The sequence below is a fragment of the Janthinobacterium sp. SUN026 genome (genome assembly GCF_030397625.1).
GTDB classification, from domain to species: Bacteria; Pseudomonadota; Gammaproteobacteria; order Burkholderiales; family Burkholderiaceae_D; genus Janthinobacterium; species Janthinobacterium kumbetense.
Map to the genome: position 1 here is coordinate 798,091 of NZ_JAPQNU010000001.1, position 19,891 is coordinate 817,981.

18 protein-coding genes are annotated in these 19,891 nt (G+C 60.8%); 1 reads left to right on the forward strand and 17 read right to left on the reverse strand.

The annotated features are described in order from the left end of the window. Positions 1 to 21: 21 nt before the first annotated feature. From OX459_RS03650 to OX459_RS03660, 3 genes are all read right to left on the reverse strand, one after another. Positions 22 to 393, reverse strand: a complete 372-nt coding sequence (locus OX459_RS03650) for a hypothetical protein (protein WP_289903876.1) — start codon at positions 391 to 393, stop codon at positions 22 to 24. Between the two features lie 57 nt (positions 394 to 450). Next, positions 451 to 1,374, reverse strand: a complete 924-nt coding sequence (locus OX459_RS03655) for a DNA-3-methyladenine glycosylase 2 (protein ID WP_289903877.1) — start codon at positions 1,372 to 1,374, stop codon at positions 451 to 453. 69 nt (positions 1,375 to 1,443) lie between these two features. Continuing rightward, positions 1,444 to 2,451 carry an XdhC family protein gene (locus OX459_RS03660; protein WP_289903878.1) on the reverse strand — a complete coding sequence of 336 codons (1,008 nt, stop codon included), beginning with the start codon at positions 2,449 to 2,451 and terminating at the stop codon, positions 1,444 to 1,446. Positions 2,452 to 2,551: 100 nt separating this feature from the next. Between OX459_RS03660 and OX459_RS03665 the strand changes: the two genes are divergently transcribed. Next, positions 2,552 to 2,692: a hypothetical protein gene (locus OX459_RS03665; protein ID WP_162835767.1), complete on the forward strand. Its 141-nt coding sequence runs from the start codon at positions 2,552 to 2,554 to the stop codon at positions 2,690 to 2,692. 82 nt (positions 2,693 to 2,774) lie between these two features. On the opposite strand, the gene OX459_RS03670 is transcribed toward OX459_RS03665, so the two are convergent. From OX459_RS03670 to OX459_RS03735, 14 genes are all read right to left on the reverse strand, one after another. Beyond that, entirely contained in the window at positions 2,775 to 3,878 is a 1,104-nt protein-coding gene (locus OX459_RS03670; RefSeq protein WP_289903879.1) for a M48 family metallopeptidase, read from the reverse strand. A gap of 10 nt (positions 3,879 to 3,888) precedes the next feature. Further along, on the reverse strand, positions 3,889 to 4,338 hold the full coding sequence (gene dut / locus OX459_RS03675; RefSeq protein WP_099666823.1) for a dUTP diphosphatase: 450 nt from the start codon (positions 4,336 to 4,338) through the stop codon (positions 3,889 to 3,891). A gap of 34 nt (positions 4,339 to 4,372) precedes the next feature. Continuing rightward, complete coding sequence (gene coaBC / locus OX459_RS03680) at positions 4,373 to 5,593, reverse strand: bifunctional phosphopantothenoylcysteine decarboxylase/phosphopantothenate--cysteine ligase CoaBC (RefSeq protein ID WP_099666824.1); 1,221 nt, start codon at positions 5,591 to 5,593, stop codon at positions 4,373 to 4,375. A gap of 17 nt (positions 5,594 to 5,610) precedes the next feature. Then, positions 5,611 to 6,114 (reverse strand): signal peptidase II, encoded by a 504-nt coding sequence (lspA, locus tag OX459_RS03685; RefSeq protein ID WP_077407922.1) that lies wholly within the window; start codon positions 6,112 to 6,114, stop codon positions 5,611 to 5,613. 183 nt (positions 6,115 to 6,297) lie between these two features. Next, positions 6,298 to 9,198, reverse strand: coding sequence for an isoleucine--tRNA ligase (gene ileS / locus OX459_RS03690; RefSeq protein WP_099666825.1), 2,901 nt, complete (start codon positions 9,196 to 9,198; stop codon positions 6,298 to 6,300). Between the two features lie 81 nt (positions 9,199 to 9,279). Continuing rightward, positions 9,280 to 10,251: a bifunctional riboflavin kinase/FAD synthetase gene (locus tag OX459_RS03695; RefSeq protein WP_077407919.1), complete on the reverse strand. Its 972-nt coding sequence runs from the start codon at positions 10,249 to 10,251 to the stop codon at positions 9,280 to 9,282. Positions 10,252 to 10,438: 187 nt separating this feature from the next. Further along, on the reverse strand, positions 10,439 to 11,650 hold the full coding sequence (locus OX459_RS03700; RefSeq protein WP_099666826.1) for a hypothetical protein: 1,212 nt from the start codon (positions 11,648 to 11,650) through the stop codon (positions 10,439 to 10,441). Between the two features lie 78 nt (positions 11,651 to 11,728). Next, positions 11,729 to 12,160 (reverse strand): biopolymer transporter ExbD, encoded by a 432-nt coding sequence (locus tag OX459_RS03705; protein WP_170840419.1) that lies wholly within the window; start codon positions 12,158 to 12,160, stop codon positions 11,729 to 11,731. Between the two features lie 105 nt (positions 12,161 to 12,265). Next, positions 12,266 to 12,694, reverse strand: a complete 429-nt coding sequence (locus OX459_RS03710) for a biopolymer transporter ExbD (protein WP_077407915.1) — start codon at positions 12,692 to 12,694, stop codon at positions 12,266 to 12,268. Between the two features lie 3 nt (positions 12,695 to 12,697). After that, complete coding sequence (locus OX459_RS03715; RefSeq protein ID WP_199534342.1) at positions 12,698 to 13,630, reverse strand: MotA/TolQ/ExbB proton channel family protein; 933 nt, start codon at positions 13,628 to 13,630, stop codon at positions 12,698 to 12,700. Positions 13,631 to 13,716: 86 nt separating this feature from the next. Continuing rightward, positions 13,717 to 14,373: an energy transducer TonB gene (locus OX459_RS03720; RefSeq protein ID WP_099377981.1), complete on the reverse strand. Its 657-nt coding sequence runs from the start codon at positions 14,371 to 14,373 to the stop codon at positions 13,717 to 13,719. Between the two features lie 539 nt (positions 14,374 to 14,912). Further along, positions 14,913 to 16,514, reverse strand: coding sequence for a SpoVR family protein (locus tag OX459_RS03725; protein ID WP_099666828.1), 1,602 nt, complete (start codon positions 16,512 to 16,514; stop codon positions 14,913 to 14,915). Further along, positions 16,514 to 17,782 carry a YeaH/YhbH family protein gene (locus tag OX459_RS03730; protein WP_077407911.1) on the reverse strand — a complete coding sequence of 423 codons (1,269 nt, stop codon included), beginning with the start codon at positions 17,780 to 17,782 and terminating at the stop codon, positions 16,514 to 16,516. Before OX459_RS03730 ends, OX459_RS03725 begins: the two co-directional genes overlap by 1 nt. Before the next feature lie 72 nt (positions 17,783 to 17,854). After that, positions 17,855 to 19,777, reverse strand: a complete 1,923-nt coding sequence (locus tag OX459_RS03735) for a PrkA family serine protein kinase (protein ID WP_099666829.1) — start codon at positions 19,775 to 19,777, stop codon at positions 17,855 to 17,857. Between the last annotated feature and the right edge of the window lie 114 nt (positions 19,778 to 19,891).

Sequence of the window (19,891 nt, forward strand, 5' to 3'; positions counted from 1 at the left end):
CGTGGCGGCGGGATGGCGTGCTTACGGCTTGACGACGTGCCACACGTTCTTGAAATTGTCGCCGGCCGCGTCGCCCGGTTTCTTGTCTTCCTTGTACAGGTACAGGGGCTTGCCCTTGTAGGTCAGCTGCATGGCGCCGTTGTCTTCGCGCTTGATGCTGCCATACGGGGCGGCGGGCGCCGCTTCGGTGGCGATGACGGCGGGCCAGGCCACCAGGCAGCCGCCGCTGCAGGCGCTCTTGCCGCTGTCGGCGACATCCTTGTCGAACACGTACACGGTCATGCCGCTGGCGTTGACCAGCATGCCGTTGGCGGGCATGACGTCGGCGGCAAAGGCCAGCGGGGCGGACAAGGCGGTGCAAAGGGCGGTGGCGGCAAAAGTGGTAAAGCGCATGGTGGTCTCCTTGAGGTTTTGGGGGCTTGCAAGGGATAGACGCGTGCCGCCCGCCGTTTATTCCCCGGCCGGCAAAATATTTTTTTCCGGCGCGTGCAGGCTGGCCCACAGGTGGGCGGCGGCCATGGTGCGGTGCGGCGCGTACTGGCGCAGCCACTGCTCCGTGCGCGCCATGTCCGGCCTGACCTCTTCGCGGAGCAGCTTTTGCAGGGCGGCGCGGATGGCCACGTCGCCGTGCAGCGAGCAGTCGGCATAGCCATAGCCGCGCAGCAGCGCATAGTTGACGGTCCACGGGCCGATACCCTTCACGGCCAGCAGCGCCTGCGAAATGGCCGCCACGTCGCCGGAAGGGGGCAGCTCCAGCGACAGTTCTCCATCGTTGACGAGATGCGCCAGGCGCAGCACGGTTTCCGCCTTGGCGCGCGAGAATTTGCGGCTCGTCAAATCCTCGGCGGATAGCCGCGCCACGTCGCGCGCCTCCGGATAGCACCACAAGCCGCTGCCATGCTGGCGTCCCGCTTGCACGATGAAGGTGCGGCGCAGGGAAATGGCGAACGACAGGTTGATCTGCTGGCCGATGATGGCCCAGGTCAGCGCTTCGAAGGGGCTGGCCGATTGCACGATGCGCAAGCCCGGGTTGACGCAGATCAAGGGCGCCAGCAGCGGGTCGGCGGCGGCCAGTTGCGCGAACGGCTGCGGGTCGATGCGCAGGCCGAGGATGTTCAGCAGGGCGCCGTGCAGCGGCGTTTGCAGGTCGGCGACGGTATCGTCATTGTCGTCGAGGTCCGCCTGGCAGATGGCGGCATCCTGCGTGAAGGCCACGTCCAGTACGACAGGGACGCCGGCAAGCAGGATGCCCTTGCGCAGGCCTGTCGGCGTGACTTGTTCCGCCACGGCTTGCGTATCCCGGCTGTGGAAGGCGATGACATCGTCGCGGCGGTAGCCGGCGGGCAGGGGGAGGGTCCAGTGCAGCAGGGTCATGGCGGGCCAAAGTCAGAGAAGGTATCAGGGGGACGATGCTGGCGCATCCCGTTTCTTGCTTTTCACGCTTCAGCGCACGCAGAGGTCAGGGTTGGGCGGCGTCAAGGCGGCAGCGTGCTGGATTTGCAGCGCATCGGGCACGCCGTTTTTCACGGCCGTCAGTTCGGCCAGGATGGAAATGGCGATTTCGGCCGGCGTCTTGCTGCCGATGTACAGGCCGATGGGGGCGTGCAGGCGCGCCAGCTGCTCGGCGCTGACGTCGAATTGCAGCAGCCGTTCGCGCCGCTTGGCGTTATTCGCGCGCGAGCCGATGGCGCCCACGTAGAACGCTGGGGATTTCAATGCTTCCATCAGGGCCAGGTCGTCGAGCTTGGGGTCGTGCGTGAGGGCGACGACGGCGCTGCGGCTGTCGAGCTTTAATTCCAGCACCAGGTCGTCCGGCATGGCGTGCAGCAGGGGCACGCCCGGTACGTTCCAGCCGCCCCGGTATTCCTCGCGCGGGTCGCAGACGATGACATGGTAATCCATTGCCGTGGCGATTTGCGCCACGAAGCGCGACAGCTGGCTGGCGCCGATGATCAGCAGGCGCCAGCGCGGGCCGTGCTGCGTGGTGAGCGCCCCGTCTTCCAGGGCCAGCACGGCGCCCGGCGTGGCGCGCTGCAGGGTGACCGCGCCGCTGCGCAGATCGAGGCGGCGCTCGACGAGTTCATGGGCTTCCAGGCGCGCCAGCAGTTCGGCCACGCGGCTGCCCGCGTGCAGCGGCTCGATGGCCAGTTCGATGGTGCCGCCGCAGGGCAGGCCGAAGCGATGCGCCTCGTCGGCGCTGATGCCGTAGCTGACGATTTCGGGCCGCGTGCGCACGATGCCATGCACGCGCACGGTGTCGATCAGGTCATCTTCGATGCAGCCGCCGGAGACGGAACCGACGACCGTGCCATCGTCGCAGATGGCCAGGGTGGCGCCCACGGGGCGGGGGCTGGAACCCCAGGTCTTGATGACGGTGACGAGTTCGCAGCGGCGGCCGGCGGCGAGCCAGGCGGCGCTGGTTTTCAGAACTTCAAGGTCGATGCTGTCCATGGCGCGCGCGAGTTACATGCCGCATGTTTGCGGCAAAGTATGGAAAAGTATTCAAGATTGTGGATATACTACCTGTTCCACCACCCTGCGGAGAATTTTCATGTCAAATGAAGTCAAGACGCAAGAAGAGGGTATCCCCAAGTTCGGCAAGCTGCTCATTGTCCTGTTCCTAGCCGTGGTGTTCTGCGGTGCCCTGACCTGGATCATGGGCACCTACTTCCCCAACTTCCCGGGAGCCTGAGCAAACCCTGTTTGATCAGGATTGAGCACAGTGAGCATCGCAGACCGCAAAGCGCGACGCGCAGTAGCTTATGGCAGGCGTTCTAAGGCTTGAGCGGCTTCTTCGCCGCCTGCTTGGCGCGCACGTCGATGACGGCGCGGTTGACGGCGGCCATGCGCGAGTTGGTGCCAGGATGCAGCGCCGTGTAGCCGTTGGCGACTGTGGCCGGCACTTGCGTGGCCAGGCGCTGCCAGAAGCGGGCCGCGTTGTCGACGTTGTAGCCGGCGCGCGCCAGCAGGTAGATGGCCAGCGTGTCGGCTTGCACGTCGAGTTCCTGCGGCATGGCCTTGATGCCGGCGGCGCCCGTCAGCATCGACACGTCAGGCTGCACGGCGCCCAGGCTGTCGATGATGCTGCCGGCCGTTCCTGCCGTGCGCTGGCTGCGCGCATGGTCGAGGATGTTGTGCGCCATTTCGCGGGCGATGACAAAGGCGATGCCTTCGTCGTTTTGCGCCGCATTGACCATGCCGCGCGTGAGCATGATGCGCGCGCCGTCCGAGTAGGCGTTGATATTGTCCGCATTGCCCAGCGCGACGCGGAAGGCGCAGGCGCGCGTGACGGGAATTTTCAGGTCCTGCTGCTGACCGTCGCGGGCGATGGTCATGTTCAGACTTGCGCTTTTCGAGGCCAGCGGGCCGACGATGGCGCCGAACGGGCCTTCCGCCTTCGGGCCGGCCGGCAGCGGCTTGCCTTCGGCGGCCAGCAAGCCGTCGCCCTTGCGCAAGCCGGCGCGCGCGGCGCCGCTGCCCGGCAAGACGCCGGAGACCTGCATCTGTTCGCCGTAGCCGAGGGCCGCCTGCGCCGCGTCGGCATAGATGCCGGGGTAGGAATACTTGTTCTGCGCCGTGAAGCCCAGCAGGTTGCGCGCATACGTCTTGCACAGGTCCGCATTGTTGATCAGCAGGGGCGCCGAGACTTTCGACAGGCGGTCCTGCAGCGCCACCATCTTCACCAGTTCTTCCTGCGCCGCCTTTTGCTGCGCCGTCGGGGCGGGCGCATCGGGCGCCGGCACCACGTTGAACGGGCCGCTGACATGCGTCGTTGGCGTAGTGCAGCCGGCCAGCATGGCCGCGCCGGCCAGCAGCAGGGGAGTGGCCAGTTGGCGCAGCGAAGTTGGGGCTGTGATCAGATGGCGGAAACCTGGCATGAGAAAATCCTTAATGTTTGCCGGTGCTGCCGAAACCGCCAACACCGCGTTCGCTGTCGCCGAATTCCTCGACGACGTTAAAGCCCACTTGCAGCACCGGCACGATAATCAGTTGCGCCAGGCGTTCCATGGGATTGAGCGTGAAAGCGCTCTGGCCCCGGTTCCAGGTCGATACCATCAGCTGGCCCTGGTAATCGGAGTCGATCAAGCCTACCAGATTCCCCAATACGATGCCGTTTTTGTGGCCCATGCCGCTGCGCGGCAGGATCATGGCCGCATACGAGGGGTCGCCGATGTGGATGGCCAGGCCCGTGGGAATGAGCACGGTCTGGCCGGCTTCGATGGTGATCGCCTCGTCGATGCAGGCGCGCAGGTCCAGGCCGGCGCTGCCGGGTGTGGCGTAGGCCGGCAGCATTTCTTTCATGCGGGCGTCGAGGATCTTGATGTCGATATTTTTCATTAATCTAACTAACTAAGCTAAGTCGTGTAAAAGGTTATTTGAGCAGCGAATTCTTGGCCAGCCGCTTCGAGATTTCCGAAATCAGCTGGCGCGCCAGGTTCAGTTTCGAGGCGCGCGGCAGCACGGTATGGCCTTCCTCGTCGAACAGGATGATGGTGTTGTCATCCTGGCCAAAGGTGTTCTGGCCGATATTGCCGACCAGCAAGGGGATGCCCTTCTTTTCGCGCTTGGTCGAGCCGAATTCCACCAGGTTTTCCGATTCGGCGGCAAAACCGACACAGTACGGATAGCCGGCCAGGTTGGTGCGCGCCGCCACGGTGGCCAGGATGTCGGGGTTTTGCGCGAACTGCAGTTCGGGCACGGAGCCGTCGGCCTGCTTTTTCATCTTTTGTTCGCTGGCGTTGGCCACGCGCCAGTCGGCCACGGCGGCCACGGCGACGAAGACATGCTGGCCGTCGACGTGGGCGAGCACCGCATCGTGCATCTGCTGCGCGCTTTGCACGTCGATGCGGCGCACGCCGAAGGGGGCGTCCAGGGCCGTGGGGCCGGAAATGAGCAGTACCTCGGCGCCCGCTTCGCGCGCCGCGCGCGCCACCGCATAGCCCATCTTGCCCGAGGACAGATTGGTGATGCCGCGCACGGGGTCGATGGCTTCGAACGTGGGGCCGGCCGTGACCAGCACGCGCTTGCCCGCCAATACTTTCGGCTGGAAGGCGGCGATCAGCTCCGTCAGCAGCTGTTCCGGTTCCAGCATGCGGCCCAGGCCTGTTTCACCGCACGCCTGTTCGCCGGCGGCCGGGCCGAACAGCTTGATGCCGTCGTCGCGCAGTTGCTGCACATTGCGTTGCGTGGCGGGGTTTTGCCACATTTCCACGTTCATGGCCGGCGCCACCAGCAGGGGCAGGTGGGATGGGCGGGCCAGGCACAGGGTCGACAGCAGGTCGTCGCACACGCCGTGCGCCAGCTTGCGCATGAAGTCGGCCGAACACGGCGCGATCAAAATCGCGTCCGCATGGCGCGTCAAATCGATATGCGCCATGTTGTTGGCTATGCGCGCATCCCACTGGCTCGTGTGCACGGGATGGCCGGACAGGGCCTGCATCGTGACGGCCGTGATGAAGTGGCTGGCCGCATCCGTCATCACCACTTGCACCGAGGCGCCTGCTTTTGTGAGCGCGCGGCACAATTCGGCCGCCTTGTAGCAGGCGACGCCGCCCGAGAGTCCCAGGACGATTTTTTTGCCGGACAGTTCCATGCCGTTCTCCTGCGTGTTTATTTGTTTACCCGGCGCAGTTCATCGATGATGAACAGGGCCGCGCCGATGCAGATGGCGCTGTCGGCGATATTGAAAGCGGGGAAATGGCCCCAGCTTTTCCAGTGGAAGTCGAGGAAATCGACCACGTGGCCGTACATCAGGCGGTCAATGGCGTTGCCCAGCGCGCCGCCGAGGATCAGCGACAGGGCCCAGCAGAACATGCGCTGGCCGGCGTGCTTTTTCAGCAGGTAGATGATGTAGATGGCGGCCGCCAGGGCGATACCGGTGAAGAAATAGCGCTGCCAGCCGCCCTGGTCGGACAGGAAGCTGAACGCGGCACCCTTGTTATACGCGAGCACCAGGTTGAAATACGAGGTGATGACCATTTCCTGCGCATAGCGGAAGGTCTTCAGGATCGTGATCTTGGTGATCTGGTCGAACAGGATGACGATGGCGGCAATGCCCAGCCACAGCGTCAGCGGCGATTGCGGTTTCGATGAAAAACGGTTTTTAGTGGCCATATTTTTCCAGGGAAGATAAAGCCGCCGCCTGGCAGCAGGCGGCGGTTGGACGGATAGCATACAACGGCGGGCAAAATCGTAGCGAGCGGCAGCGATTTGTGGCAGAGAAGCGCAACCGTACTCTAGTACGGTGAGCATCGCAGGCCGCAAATCGCGACGCGCAGCAGATTTTGACGCCGTTGTTTAGGCGAAGCGGCGAACTTCGCCCTTGCCAAACAGGTTGCTGACGCAGCGGCCGCACAGGGTGGCATGCGCGGCGTCCGTGCCCACGTCGCTGCGGTAGTGCCAGCAGCGCTCGCACTTCGGCGCCGTCGATGCGGCCACGACCACTTCCTCGGCCGCTTCGTCGGCCACTTCGGCCACCGTTGCCTGCGAGGTGATGAAGACGAATTTCAAGTCGTCGCCCAGGGTCGTCAGCAGCTTGTACTTCATCGGCGCGGCCTTGATCGTCAGTTCCGCCTGCAGCGAGGAGCCGATGGCACCCGAGGTGCGCAAGTCTTCCAGCTGTTTTGTGACGTCCGTGCGCACGGCGCGCAGGGCCGTGTATTTCTCCAGCAGGTCGGCCGCATCCGCCACTTCCGGCAGCTGCCACCAGGTTTGCGTGAAGATGGTTTCATCGCTGGCGGCATACGCTTCGCTGCCGGCGAAGACGGCCCACGCTTCCTCTGCCGTGAACGACAGGGCCGGGGCCATCAGGCGCAGCAGGCTTTGCGTGATGTGCCACAGGGCCGTCTGCGCCGAGCGGCGCGCGTGCGACGTCAGGCCGGAGGTGTACAGGCGGTCCTTCAGGATGTCCAGGTAGAAGCCGCCCAGGTCTTCCGAGCAGTACGTCTGCAGCTTCGACACGACCGGGTGGAATTCGTAGCGCGCGTAGTTGTTCTCGATCTGCGTTTGCAGCGAGGCCATGTTGGCCAGCGCATAGCGGTCGATTTCGAACATCTCGGCCACTGGCACGGCGTCCGTGGCCGGATTGAAGTCCGACGTGTTCGCCAGCAGGAAGCGCAGGGTGTTGCGGATGCGGCGGTACGATTCCGTCACGCGTTTGAGGATTTCGTCGGAGATCGACAGTTCGCCCGTGTAGTCGGTCGAGGCGATCCACAGGCGCAGGATGTCCGCGCCCAGGGTGTCCGAGATCTTTTGCGGCGCCAGCGTGTTACCCAGCGACTTAGACATCTTCTTGCCTTCGCCATCGACCGTGAAGCCGTGCGTCAGCAGGGCCTTGTACGGCGGACGGCCATTGAGCATCGACGACACGAGCAGGGACGAGTGGAACCAGCCGCGATGCTGGTCCGAGCCTTCCAGGTACAGGTCGGCCGGGAATTGCAGCTGCGTCGAGTGCGAACCGTGCGCTTGCGGGCCGCCCAGCACCGTCTGGTGCGTGGCGCCGGAATCGAACCACACGTCCAGCGTATCCTTGTTCTTCGCGTAGATGGCCGCTTCGTCGCCGATCAGGTCAGCCAGGTCCAGCGCCTGCCAGGCCTCGATGCCGCCTTTTTCGATCAGCTTGGCCACTTGCTCCAGCAGTTCCGGCGTGCGCGGATGCAGGTCGCCCGTTTCCTTGTGCACGATGAAGGCCATCGGCACGCCCCACTGGCGCTGGCGCGACAGGGTCCAGTCGGGACGGTTGGCGATCATGCCGTGCAGGCGCGCCTGGCCCCAGTCCGGGAAGAACTCGGTGTCGGCGATGCCTTTCAAGGCCGTTTCGCGCAAGGTCGCGCCGCCGTCCTTCGGCGTCACGTCCATGCCGGCGAACCACTGCGAGGTGGCGCGGTAGATGATCGGCGTCTTGTGGCGCCAGCAATGCATGTAGCTGTGGTCGAACATCTTGACTTCGAACAGCGCACCGGCTTCGCGCAGGGCGTTGCAGATCGGCTTCGACGCTTCCCAGATGGTCATGCCGCCGAACAGGGGCAGGGTCGAGGCGAACTTGCCGTCGCCCATGACGGGCTTGATGATGTCGTCGTCCTTCATGCCGTGCGCCTTGCACGAGATGAAGTCGTCCAGGCCGTAGGCTGGCGCCGAGTGCACCACGCCCGTGCCGCTTTCCGTGGTCACGTATTCGGCCAGGTACAAGGGCGACAGACGGTCATAGAAGGCATCGGCCGCATGCAGCGGGTGGCGGAAGCTGATGCCGGCCAGGGCCGCGCCGTCGCAGGTGGCGATGGTCGTGCCATCGAGCTTGAAGCGCGCCAGGCTGGCGACGACCAGGTCTTGCGCCAGGATCAGCAGCAGCGGCTGGCCATCGCGCTCGGCTTTTACCAGCGCGTATTTGACTTCCGGGTGCACGTTCAGCGCCTGGTTCGACGGGATGGTCCACGGCGTGGTGGTCCAGATGACGATGAAACCGTTATCGGTCGGCAGGGAAGGCAGGCCGAAGGCGGCCGCCAGTTTTTCCGGCTCGGCGAACTTGAATCCGACGTCGATGGCGGGATCGCGTTTTTCCGCGTATTCCACTTCCGCCTCGGCCAGCGCCGACTGGCAGTCGAAGCACCAGTTGACGGGCTTCAGGCCGCGGTACACATAGCCTTTTTCCAGCAGCTTGCCCAGCGCGCGCAATTCGTCGGCTTCATTGCCGTGCGCCATGGTCAGATACGGGTTGTCCCACTCGCCCAGCACGCCCAGGCGAATAAAATCCTTCTTCTGGCGCTCGACCTGCACGTTGGCGTAGGCGCGGGCCTTTTCCAGCACTTCGGCCGTCGGCAGGTTCTTGCCGTGCAGTTTTTCGATCTGGATCTCGATCGGCATGCCGTGGCAATCCCAGCCCGGTACGTACGGCGCGTCGAAGCCGGCCAGCGAGCGCGACTTGACGACCATGTCCTTCAGGATCTTGTTGACGGCGTGGCCCAGGTGGATATCGCCATTCGCGTACGGCGGGCCGTCATGCAGGATGAATTTCGGACGGCCGGCGGCAGCCTTGCGCACGCGCTCGTAGATTTTCTTGTCTTGCCATTGCTGTACCCATTGCGGCTCGCGCTTGGCCATGTCGCCGCGCATCGGGAACGGGGTTTCCGTCATGTTGACCGGGTATTTGCTTTCAGGCTTCTTGTTCTGCTTGGGCGTGGCTGGCTTGTTTTGATCGGACATAATCTTCTTTAATGGTATGGAGTATATTTTTGCAGCGGGTTTGCGACGGCAAGTGCCGCCAGGCGGCGGAGTTGGCCGGCGTCAAATTCGGTCGGTGGCGGTAATGGCGCCGCTGCGCTGCTCAAAATAGGCGCGCGCCTGGTTCGAGTCGCGCTCGATGGCGGCCGTCAGGGTGGGCAAATCGTCGTACTTTTCTTCGTCGCGCAGCTTTTCCAGGAATTCCACGCGCACCAGCTTGCCGTAGCAGGATTGATTGAAATCAAACAGATGCACTTCCAGCAAGACGCGGCCGCTGTCGTCGACGGTGGGGCGCACGCCGAGGCTGGCCACGGCCGGCAGCGGCTGCGGCGCCAGGCCGTGCACTTGCACGATGAAGACGCCGGACAGGGCGGGACGGTGCGCCACGCGCAGGTTCAGGGTGGGGAAACCGAGGGTGCGGCCCAGTTTCTGGCCGTGGATGACATGGCCGGAAATGGCGTACGGATGGCCCAGCAGCTGCGTGGCCAGCGGGAAATCGCCGGCGGCCAGCGCCAGGCGCACGGCGGACGACGAGATGCGCGTGCTGCCGTTCATCACGGTAGGCAATGTTTCTACATGGAAACCATATTTGCGGCCCGCTTCCTGCAGCATGGCCACGTCGCCGGCGCGCCGCGCGCCATAGCAAAAGTCGTCGCCGACCATCAGCCATTTCACGTGCAAGCCGTCGACGAGGACTTTTTCCGTGAATTCCTGCGGCGTCAAGGCGGCGAACTGGGCGCTGAAGTGCTCGACGACGACACGGTCGATGCCGGCGTCATCCAGCGATTGCAGCTTGTCGCGCAAGTTGGCGATGCGCTGCGGGGCCTTGGACAGGTCGCCCGCGCGCTGCGCGAAGAATTCGCGCGGGTGCGGTTCGAACGTCATCACGGCCGCTTCAATGCCGAGTTCGGTCGCCGCGCCGCGCACGCGCGCCAGCAACGCTTGATGGCCGATGTGGACACCGTCAAAATTGCCGATGGTCAGAGCGCAAGGCGCTCGTGCCTGGGCATTGGGAAGTCCGCGGAATACCTTCATAGGAATCTGATGAAAAACTGTGCCAAAAGGGGGATTATACGGACTGTTTCAGGGATGCACACCCGGCAGGGCGGGCGCAGGGCGAATTTCACTGCTGAAATGATAAAAAGCGTTGCCGGCGGGTATGCTGGCAACGCTTTTGGATGGCACTCGACTAGCTGCCCGACAACGCCTTGGCGGTGTTGTCTTATTTATTCATTAACGTCCAGTAGCGGGCCAGGTCAGCCGCGCCATCCGTGCCCTTGACGGCTTTGAGAGCCGTCGTGGCGTTGGACTTCTTGCCGGCGTGGATGTAGGCGATGCCCAGATGCAGCTTGGCTTCTTCCGCATACTTGGCGGTGCCCAGTTTCACGGCGTCGTTCATCAAGCCCAGACCCTTTTCAGCCTGGCCATCGTAGACCAGGGCGAAGCCCAGCTTGCTCAAGCTGTCGGCGTCCTTGTTCTTGGTGTATTCCGCTTCCGACTTGGCCGCGTTGGCTTTCAGGTCAGCCTGGGTTTTCAGGGCCAGGTCTTTCAGACGCTGGTGACGTGGCGCATCGGCGCCGGTACCCAGCACGCCTTTTTTGTAGCCTTGCTCGATGATGCTCAGCGCTTCGCCAGGATTGCCTGCTTGCAGGGCCAGCTGGCTGATTTCCATGTATTCGGAAGGCTTGCTGAACAGGCCGTTGGCCAGGCGCAGGCGCTGGACATCCAGGCCCAGGCGTTGCGAGAAGCCAGGTTTGCCCGAAACGCGGTTCAGCAGGTCGGCCCAGTAGCTGGTTTTCGGATAGCTCGATGCCAGTTTTTCCAGGGTGGCGACGTAGCCGCCCTTGTCGTTTTGCTTCAACTGGATGTTGGCCAGCATTTGCAGGCTCGCTTCCGAGTTGCCGCCGCGCGCTTGCAGTTCTTTTGCCGCTTCGGCGAAGTTGCCGCTGACGTAGTAGGTCTGGATCAGCAGTTCGCGCATCTGTGGATCTTCGCGGTCTTTCAGCGAGCGTTTGATCCAGGTGATGGTGTTTGGCCAATCCTTGGCGCGGTAGTACATGCCTGCCAGCGCTTGCGTGAATTTGGGGGCTTCGGCGGCGCTCAGGCGGCCGGAATTGATGACGGCTTCAAAAGCCTTGATGGCGGTGCCGTTGTCGCCAGCGGCGGCGGCAGCCGAGGCGCGCACGCGTTCGATCTGGTAGCTTTCAAAGGCGGTCTTGCCGCCGACGCTGTCAGCTTCGCGCAGCTTGGCCAGTGCTTCCTTGTTTTTGCCGCTGCCAGCGAGTTTTTGCGCTTCTTGCAATGGCTTGCCCACTTCGGCACGCACGGTGTCCGCGGCATATGCCAGCGAGCCCAGGCCGATTACGGGAGTTGCTGCGGTAAAACCGATAGCGGCCATGACGAGGCCGAGATGAGCGAGACGAAACTTGGACATGAGAAAGTCTTTCAGTAAAAAGCGAATAGGCAGGAAGTCCTGCCTATTCGGATGTAAAGATAACCTGATTGCTGCAGCTTACTGGAATTGCTCGTTGCCGACCAGACCGATTTTGGTCACGCCCAGACGCTGCGCCGACGCCATCACACCGGCGACGACTTTGTATTCCACCAGCTTGTTAGGACGCAGATGCACTTCTGGCTGATCTGCTTGCGCAGCAACGTTGCTCAGCTTGGCTTCCAGCGTATTACGATCAGGTACGACCTGATTGTCCCACAAGATAGTGCCATCAAAATCGACATCGATCGTGACGACCACTGGTTCGGTTGTCGGTGGCGGCGGGGTGCCGACCGGCATGTTCAGGTTCACCGAGTGGTTTTGCTTAGGAATCGTGATGATCAACATGATAATCAGCACCAGCATCACGTCGATGAGGGGCGTCATGTTCAGTTCCATCATTGGTTCCGGATCCGCGCCTGCTGCGCTTCCCGAACCGACATTCATACTCATAGTGTTTCCTTTAAGAAGTCCAACGAAGCACCGGGCGAAACTGCCGCCCGGCAAGCTTCCTTCAGTGGCGCCCCCATGTTGCCGGGACGCCGCTGTCAGTCGCTATCAGCCCTTGTCAGGTGGTTCGGTGATGAAGCCGACCTTCTGGATCCCGGCACGTTGGGTCGTGTAAATAACCCGGCCGATCGATTCGTAGCGTGTTTCTTGGTCGCCACGAACGTGTACTTCCGGCTGCGGTACTTTCACTGCTTCAACTTTAAGATAATCGAACAATTCGTTCGTGTCTCTCAGTCTGGTCTGGCCCAGGTAAATCTCGCCATCCTTGTTAACAACGATGTTAACGTTTTGCGGCTTGGTTTGAAGGGCTTGGTTGGCCTCGATCGGCAGATCGATTTTCTGCAGCTTGAGGACAACTGGACTGGTGATCAAGAAAATGATCAGCAAAACCAACATGATGTCGACGAGCGGCGTCGTGTTGATTTCTGACATTACTTGATCTTGATCTCCGCTGTCGGAGCCGACGGACATCGACATGACTTATCCGATCTTTTTAGCGCCGGCAGCACGGCCAGCTTCGCTGGTGGACATTACGCCGGAAACCAGAACCGAGTGAACGTCGGCGCTGAACGAGCGGATGTCTTCCATTGCGGTTTTGTTACGACGAACCAACCAGTTGTAACCCAGAACGGCAGGAACAGCGACCAGCAGACCGAAAGCGGTCATGATCAGTGCTTCACCAACTGGACCTGCAACTTTGTCGATCGATGCGTTACCGGTCATGCCGATAGCGGTCAGTGCGTTGTAGATACCCCAAACGGTACCGAACAGACCGATAAACGGTGCGGTCGAACCAACGGTTGCCAGGAACGACAGGCCATCTTGCAGACGCGATTGGACTTTGTCCGAAGCGCGCTGGATCGACATCGTCACCCAGGTCGACAGATCGATTTGTTCCAGCAGGGCGCCGTCATGGTGAGCGGTTGCCTTGGTGCCCGATTCAGCGATGAAGCGGAATGGCGAACCTTCTTCCAGGGTTGCCGAACCAGCAGCGATCGAAGGAGCTTTCCAGAATTTGGCAGCGGCTTCTTTAGCTTGCTTGAAGATCTTCATTTGATCGATCAGCTTGGTGATGATGATGTACCAGGTACCGATCGACATGATGACCATGATGATCAGGGTGGCGCGTGGCACGAAGCCGCCGTCCCACACTGCTTGCAGGCCGAACGGGTTGTGTACTTCTTCGGTTTTGGCTGGAGCGGCTGCATCAGCGGCTGGAGCTGCTGCTGCGTCTGCTGCTGGAGCGGCGGCATCTGCAGCAACTGGTGCTGGTGCAGCGTCTGCCGCAGGAGCCGAAGCGGCAGCCGATGCTGGCGCGTCAGCGAATGCCGGAGCTGCTACCAGAGCGGTAGTAGCGGTAACGGACAACAGAACCGCGGCAAAAAATGCGGACAAACGGGTATTCTTAAACATGCTTCCTCCAAAATTAAAAATAACAGATCGCTGAACGTAATGACAACGAAATCATAGTGTGAGACAGGGGATAACTGTCTCGGGTTTTAATCCAGCGACCAAACGTATTGCATTTGCTGCCAGCCTTGTTCCGGCTTGCCGTCAACTGTTGCCGGCTTAAATGTACAGCGGCTGATACCTTGCACCGCGGCTTTGTCCAGGTCCCTGAAGCCGCTGGACTTCACGATCTTCGAATCAGCGACCTTGCCGTCTACACCGATCAGGAACGACAGTGTCACCACACCGGTTTCCTCGTTACGCTGCGACGACTTTGGATAAGCCGGTTTTTCGCAGACGCTGAAGTCAACCACGGCCGGCGTACGCACCGATTTGGCTGGTCCAGGAGTTGGCGCAGGCTGTGCAGGCGGCGATGGCGGTGCCAATACATTCGTGGCTGGCTTCACGGCAGTCGCATTTGCAATCACGTTCTGCTGTGGTGGCGGCTGCTGCACGTTCACCTCGACTGGCGGAATGAATGGCGGCGGTGGCGCCTTCATTTCTGGCGGCGGTGGTGGCGGTGGAAGATCCTTCGGTGGAGGCGGTTTGACTTCCTCGATAATCTTGGTTTCAACCGGTTCCATCATTTTGGTGACCAACCGCTTGCCCAAGCCCGTCACGATCCCGTAAGCCGCGAGAACGTGCAGCAGGACAACGATAGTGATGCCTGTGTAGTTCTTGGGACTTTTCTCGTTCGAAAAATTCATGCCTGCTTTCTCCAAATACCATCTCTTGTCTTGCAACTGAACCCCAAAATGACGACACAAAGCTCCAGCCGTATCCGGGACGTCGCCGAATTATACATACGAATTCTTTATTTTACACAGATTTTTAACGCCTAAAACCGGTTAAATTTTTGGCGCTTTTGCGCCCTGAAAACGTACTTGCTTATGTCATCTTTGCACGCTTTCGGACATAAAAAAAGGCGGTCTTATCGGTTTTTTACAGCCGTTTTGGGCGACCGCTGCTAAGTTCTCCGATGTGTCGATCTGGCGGAATTATATTTCGTGATATTCAATATGGAAACTGCTAAATTTGGAGAAAAATCTTTCTTTTTGGAAATGTTTTGGCTCGGAACCAGACCACTTAGCCCGTCGCGCGCACCAAACGGGTGCGGAACGCACTTCACCCAGGTCAAAAAAGGCGCTCCTGACAGCCGTTTCGAGGCCGTCAGGCCATACTGAATTCCTATATAGGCATAGGAAGCGCTTATATTCTTGCTATTGATTATTATCAACAAATCATTTCATGGCTTGGCAACCGGGTCATCGCGCCGGTTGCGCTTCTCGCGCCGGCAATTCAAAGTGCCCAGCACCGCCCCCTGCGGGTCGACCGTATCGAGGTGCACATCGAAGCCCCACAGCCGTGCCACGTGCTTGAGCACCTCGGCTGCCTGCTGGTTCAGCGGGCGGCGCTGGAATTGCGTGTGGCGCAGGGTCAGGGCGCGGTCGTCGCGCGTGTTGACGGACCAGACCTGGATATTCGGCTCGCGGTTGCCCAGGTTGTACTGTTCCGCCAGTTGCTGGCGCACGTAGCGGTAGCCGGCATCGTCGTGGATGGCGGAAATGGCCAGTTTTTCATTCTTGTCGTCGTCGAGCACCGTAAAGAAGTGGAATTCGCGGATCAGCCGCGGCGACAGGTACTGGGCGATGAAGCTTTCATCCTTGAAATTGCGCATGGCAAAGTCCAGGCTCTTGCGCCAGTCGCTGCCGGCCATGTCGGGAAACCAGGCGCGGTCTTCGTCGGTCGGGTGCTCGCAGATACGGCGGATGTCGCTCATCATGGCAAAACCCAGCGCATACGGGTTGATGCCGCTGTAATACGGGCTGTCGATGGGCGGCTGGTAGACCACGTTGGTATGGCTTTTCAGAAATTCCATCATGAAGCCGTCGCCCACCACGCCTTCGTCATACAGCTGGTTCAATATCGTGTAGTGCCAGAAGGTGGCCCAGCCCTCGTTCATGACCTGGGTTTGCCGCTGCGGATAGAAGTACTGGGAAATCTTGCGCACGATGCGCACCATCTCGCGCTGCCACGGTTCCAGCAGCGGCGCATACTTTTCGATGAAATACAGCAGGTTTTCCTCGGGTTCGGGCGGAAAACGGGGCGCGGCCTTGCGCTGGTCTTCCTCTTCCTCCTCATCCTCGCGGCGGGGCAGGGTGCGCCACAGCTGGTTGATCTGCGACTGCACATAGGCTTCGCGCTCTTTCTGGCGCGCATATTCCTTCGCCATCGACAGTTTCGCCGGGCGCTTGTAGCGGTCCACGCCATAGTTCTGGATGGCGTGGCACGAGTCGAGCAGCAATTCCACGGCGTCGACGCCATGGCGCTGTTCGCATTCGGCGATGTAATTCTTGGCAAACACCATATAGTCGATGATGGCGTCCGCATCCGTCCAGGCGCGGAACAGGTAATTGCCTTTAAAAAAGGAGTTATGGCCGTAGGCCGCATGCGCGATCACCAGCGATTGCATGGTCAGGCTGTTTTCCTCCATTAAATAGGCGATGCACGGGTTCGAGTTGATGACGATCTCGTAGGCCAGGCCCATCTGGCCACGTTTGTAGCTTTTCTCGGTCGATAAAAAATGCTTGCCGAACGACCAATGGTTGTAGGAAACGGGCATGCCGACCGAGGTATAGGCATCCATCATCTGCTCGGCCGTGATGATTTCCAGCTGGTTCGGATAGGTGTCGAGGCCAAACTGTTTCGCCACGCGGCGGATTTCTTCGTGGATTTGTTCGATCAGTTCGAACGTCCATTCCGACTGTTCGGGCAGGGCGTTCGGATGGCGCAGGCGCGCGAACGGTTCGCCCGGGGTGTTGCTGGCGCGGTCAAAGGCTGCACTCATCATTTCACCTGTTTCTTGAACAGTTCGCGGAAGACCGGGTAGATATCGGCCGGCGTGACGATCTTTTGCATGGCGAAATGGGCGTGATGGTCGAGCACGCCCGCGTATTGCTCCCACAGGTTTTGCTGCGGGCCGTCCGTGATCTCGACATAGGTGTAGTACTGCACCTTGGGCATGATGGTGTTGATCAGCAATTGCCGGCACAGCACGGAATCGTTGTCCCAGTTGTCGCCGTCGGACGCCTGCGCCACATAGCTGTTCCATTGCCCGGCGCCATAGCGTTCGTCGATGATGGTGTTGAGCAAGTGCAGCGCGGACGATACAACGGTGCCGCCCGACTCGCGCGAATTGAAGAATTCATGCTCGTCCACTTCGGCCGCCGCCGTATGGTGGCGGATGAAGACCACCTCGATCTTGTCGTAGGCGCGCTTGAGGAACAGATATAACAGGATGAAGAAGCGCTTGGCCGTGTCCTTGCGCGACTCGTCCATGGAACCGGACACGTCCATGATGCAGAACATGACGGCTTGCGTCATCGGCTTGGGCACCTTGATGCGGTTGCTGTAGCGCAAGTCGAACGGGTCGATGAAGGGGATGGCCAGCAGGCGCGTGTGCAGGTGGTGGATCAAACGGCGCAGTTCCGTGACGAGCGGGTCGCTGTCGGGCGCGCCTTCGTGCAGCAGTTCGGCCAGGTCTTCCTCGGCCTGCGCCAGCTGCTTGCGGGCGCCGCCGCCGACGGCGATGCGCCGCCCCAGCGCGCCGCGCAAGGAACGCAGCACGTGGATGTTCGATGGCGTGCCCGACATATTGTAGCCGGCGCGCTGGTTCTTGAATTCCGTGGTGGCCGTCAGCTGGGTTTTCACCATGTGCGGCAATTCCAGGTCTTCGAAGAAGTAATTCATGAATTCTTCGCGCGACAATTCGAAGATGAAGTCGTCTTCCGTCGTCTCGTCGCTATTGCCCGCCTTGCCCCGCCCGGCGCCACCGCCGCCTTTCGGCCGCGCGATCTGGTCGCCTTTCAGGTATTCCTTGTTGCCGGGATTGACCACTTCCCATACGCCGCCATGCGCGTGGCCGAACGACGGTTCGCCCACGTCCTTGACGGGGATGCTGACCTTCTCGCCATTCTCGACGTCCGTGATCGAGCGCCCCTTGATGGCGCGCCCCACGGCATCCTTGATCTGGCCCTTGTAACGCCGCAGGAAACGCTCGCGGTTGACGGCGGATTTATTCTTGCTTTGCAAGCGCCTGTCGATGAGATATGTCAAAGGGTGCCTCCTTGCTTCTCGTCTTGCGCGCCCCGCCAGCCCTCGGGCGGGAGCGCGCCTCCGCTGTCCGCGCTAGGATGACTTGCGCACGCGCAAGTACCATTCGCATAACAGGCGTACCTGCTTGGCCGTATAGCCTTTTTCCACCATGCGGGCCACGAAGTCGGCGTGCTTGTTGGCATCGTCGGCGCTGGCCTTGGCATTGAAGGAAATCACGGGCAGCAATTCCTCCGTATTCGAAAACATTTTCTTTTCAATGACGGTGCGGAACTTTTCATAACTGGTCCAGGCGGGATTCTTGCCACCGTTCGAGGCCCGCGCGCGCAAGCCGAAGTTCACGATTTCATTGCGGAAATCCTTCGGATTGGAAATGCCCGCCGGCTTCTCGATCTTCTCGAGTTCATTGTTCAGCGATTCGCGGTCGAAGCTTTCGCCCGTGTCCGGATCGCGGTATTCCTGGTCCTGTATCCAGAAATCGGCAAACGTCACGTAGCGGTCGAAGATGTTTTGCCCGTATTCCGAATAGCTTTCCAGGTAAGCCGTCTGGATCTCCTTGCCGATGAATTCCACGTAGCGCTGCGCCAGGTGCTCTTTTATATAGGAGAAGTAGCGCTGCTCGAGTTCCGGCGCGAACTGCTCGCGCTCGACCTGCTGCTCCAGTACATATAATAGATGCACGGGATTGGCAGCCACTTCGGAATTGTCAAAGTTGAACACTTTTGACAGGATCTTGAAGGCAAAGCGCGTCGACAGGCCGTTCATGCCTTCGTCCACGCCCGCGTAATCGACGTATTCGTGCATGGACTTGGCTTTCGGGTCCGTGTCCTTGAGGTTTTCGCCATCGTAGACGAGCATCTTCGAGAAGATGCTGGAGTTTTCCGGGTCTTTCAGGCGCGACAGGATGGCGAACTGCGCCATCATGCGCAGGGTGCCGGGCGCGCACGGGGCCTTGACGAGCGAGGAATTGGCCACCAGCTTGTCGTAGATCTTGATTTCGTCGGAGACGCGCAGGCAGTACGGCACTTTGACTATATAGATACGGTCAAGAAACGCCTCGTTGTTGCGGTTGTTCTTGAACGTCTTCCATTCCGACTCGTTCGAGTGGGCCAGGATGATGCCGTCGAACGGTATCGCGCCGAAGCCTTCCGTGCCCTTGTAATTGCCTTCCTGCGTGGCCGTCAGCAGCGGGTGCAGGACCTTGATGGGCGCCTTGAACATTTCCACGAATTCCATCAAGCCCTGGTTGGCCAGGCACAGGCCGCCCGAATAGCTGTAGGCATCCGGGTCGTCCTGCGCATAGTCTTCCAGCTTGCGGATGTCGACCTTGCCCACCAGGGACGATATATCCTGGTTGTTTTCGTCGCCCGGCTCCGTTTTCGAGATGGCGATCTGTTTCAGCACGGATGGATAGCGCTTGACGACGCGGAACTGGTTGATATCGCCATTGTATTCATGCAGGCGTTTCACGGCCCACGGGCTGGGGATGTTGCGCAGGTAGCGGCGCGGGATGCCGTAATCCTCTTCCAGGATGGTGCCGTCCTCTTCCTCGTTGAACAGGCCCAGCGGCGACTCATTGACGGGCGAGCCTTTCAGGCAATAGAAGGGCACGTGTTCCATCAGCGACTTGAGTTTTTCCGCGATGGACGACTTGCCGCCGCCGACGGGCCCCAGCAGATACAGGATCTGCTTGCGTTCTTCCAGGCCTTGCGCGGCGTGGCGGAAGTACGAGACGACTTGCTCGATCACCTCCTCGGTGCCGTAGAACTCGCGGAAGGCGGGATAGATCTTGATGATCTTGTTGGCGAAGATGCGCGACAAGCGCGTGTCGTTGCGCGTATCGACCAGCTGCGGCTCGCCGATGGCGGCCAGCATGCGTTCGGGCGCGCTGGCGTACGTCAGCTTGTCCTTCTTGCACAGGGCCAGGTAGTCGGTGAGCGACATTTCCTCTTCGCGGGTGCGCTCGTAGCGTGCTGCATAGTTATCAAAAATGGTCATGTCAATGTCCTTTAATGTAAACCCGTACTGCCAGTCACCATGGCCGCCCGCCTGGCACTCGCCTGGGCTTGCCGCTTGAACTTTTCCTGTACCCCGTATCGATTTTTATTGTTG

What these genes read in the sequence shown, in the direction of transcription:
- ileS (WP_099666825.1), bottom strand. Translation starts at nt 9,198, where the DNA reads ATGTCCGATCAAAACAAGCCAGCCACGCCCAAGCAGAACAAGAAGCCT.
- coaBC (WP_099666824.1), bottom strand. Translation starts at nt 5,593, where the DNA reads ATGGAACTGTCCGGCAAAAAAATCGTCCTGGGACTCTCGGGCGGCGTC.
- OX459_RS03725 (WP_099666828.1), bottom strand. Translation starts at nt 16,514, where the DNA reads ATGAGTGCAGCCTTTGACCGCGCCAGCAACACCCCGGGCGAACCGTTC.
- lspA (WP_077407922.1), bottom strand. Translation starts at nt 6,114, where the DNA reads ATGGCCACTAAAAACCGTTTTTCATCGAAACCGCAATCGCCGCTGACG.
- OX459_RS03700 (WP_099666826.1), bottom strand. Translation starts at nt 11,650, where the DNA reads ATGTCCAAGTTTCGTCTCGCTCATCTCGGCCTCGTCATGGCCGCTATC.
- OX459_RS03655 (WP_289903877.1), bottom strand. Translation starts at nt 1,374, where the DNA reads ATGACCCTGCTGCACTGGACCCTCCCCCTGCCCGCCGGCTACCGCCGC.
- OX459_RS03710 (WP_077407915.1), bottom strand. Translation starts at nt 12,694, where the DNA reads ATGTCGATGTCCGTCGGCTCCGACAGCGGAGATCAAGATCAAGTAATG.
- OX459_RS03735 (WP_099666829.1), bottom strand. Translation starts at nt 19,777, where the DNA reads ATGACCATTTTTGATAACTATGCAGCACGCTACGAGCGCACCCGCGAA.
- OX459_RS03670 (WP_289903879.1), bottom strand. Translation starts at nt 3,878, where the DNA reads ATGCCAGGTTTCCGCCATCTGATCACAGCCCCAACTTCGCTGCGCCAA.
- dut (WP_099666823.1), bottom strand. Translation starts at nt 4,338, where the DNA reads ATGAAAAATATCGACATCAAGATCCTCGACGCCCGCATGAAAGAAATG.
- OX459_RS03650 (WP_289903876.1), bottom strand. Translation starts at nt 393, where the DNA reads ATGCGCTTTACCACTTTTGCCGCCACCGCCCTTTGCACCGCCTTGTCC.
- OX459_RS03705 (WP_170840419.1), bottom strand. Translation starts at nt 12,160, where the DNA reads ATGAGTATGAATGTCGGTTCGGGAAGCGCAGCAGGCGCGGATCCGGAA.
- OX459_RS03695 (WP_077407919.1), bottom strand. Translation starts at nt 10,251, where the DNA reads ATGAAGGTATTCCGCGGACTTCCCAATGCCCAGGCACGAGCGCCTTGC.
- OX459_RS03715 (WP_199534342.1), bottom strand. Translation starts at nt 13,630, where the DNA reads ATGTTTAAGAATACCCGTTTGTCCGCATTTTTTGCCGCGGTTCTGTTG.
- OX459_RS03720 (WP_099377981.1), bottom strand. Translation starts at nt 14,373, where the DNA reads ATGAATTTTTCGAACGAGAAAAGTCCCAAGAACTACACAGGCATCACT.
- OX459_RS03665 (WP_162835767.1), top strand. Translation starts at nt 2,552, where the DNA reads ATGTCAAATGAAGTCAAGACGCAAGAAGAGGGTATCCCCAAGTTCGGC.
- OX459_RS03660 (WP_289903878.1), bottom strand. Translation starts at nt 2,451, where the DNA reads ATGGACAGCATCGACCTTGAAGTTCTGAAAACCAGCGCCGCCTGGCTC.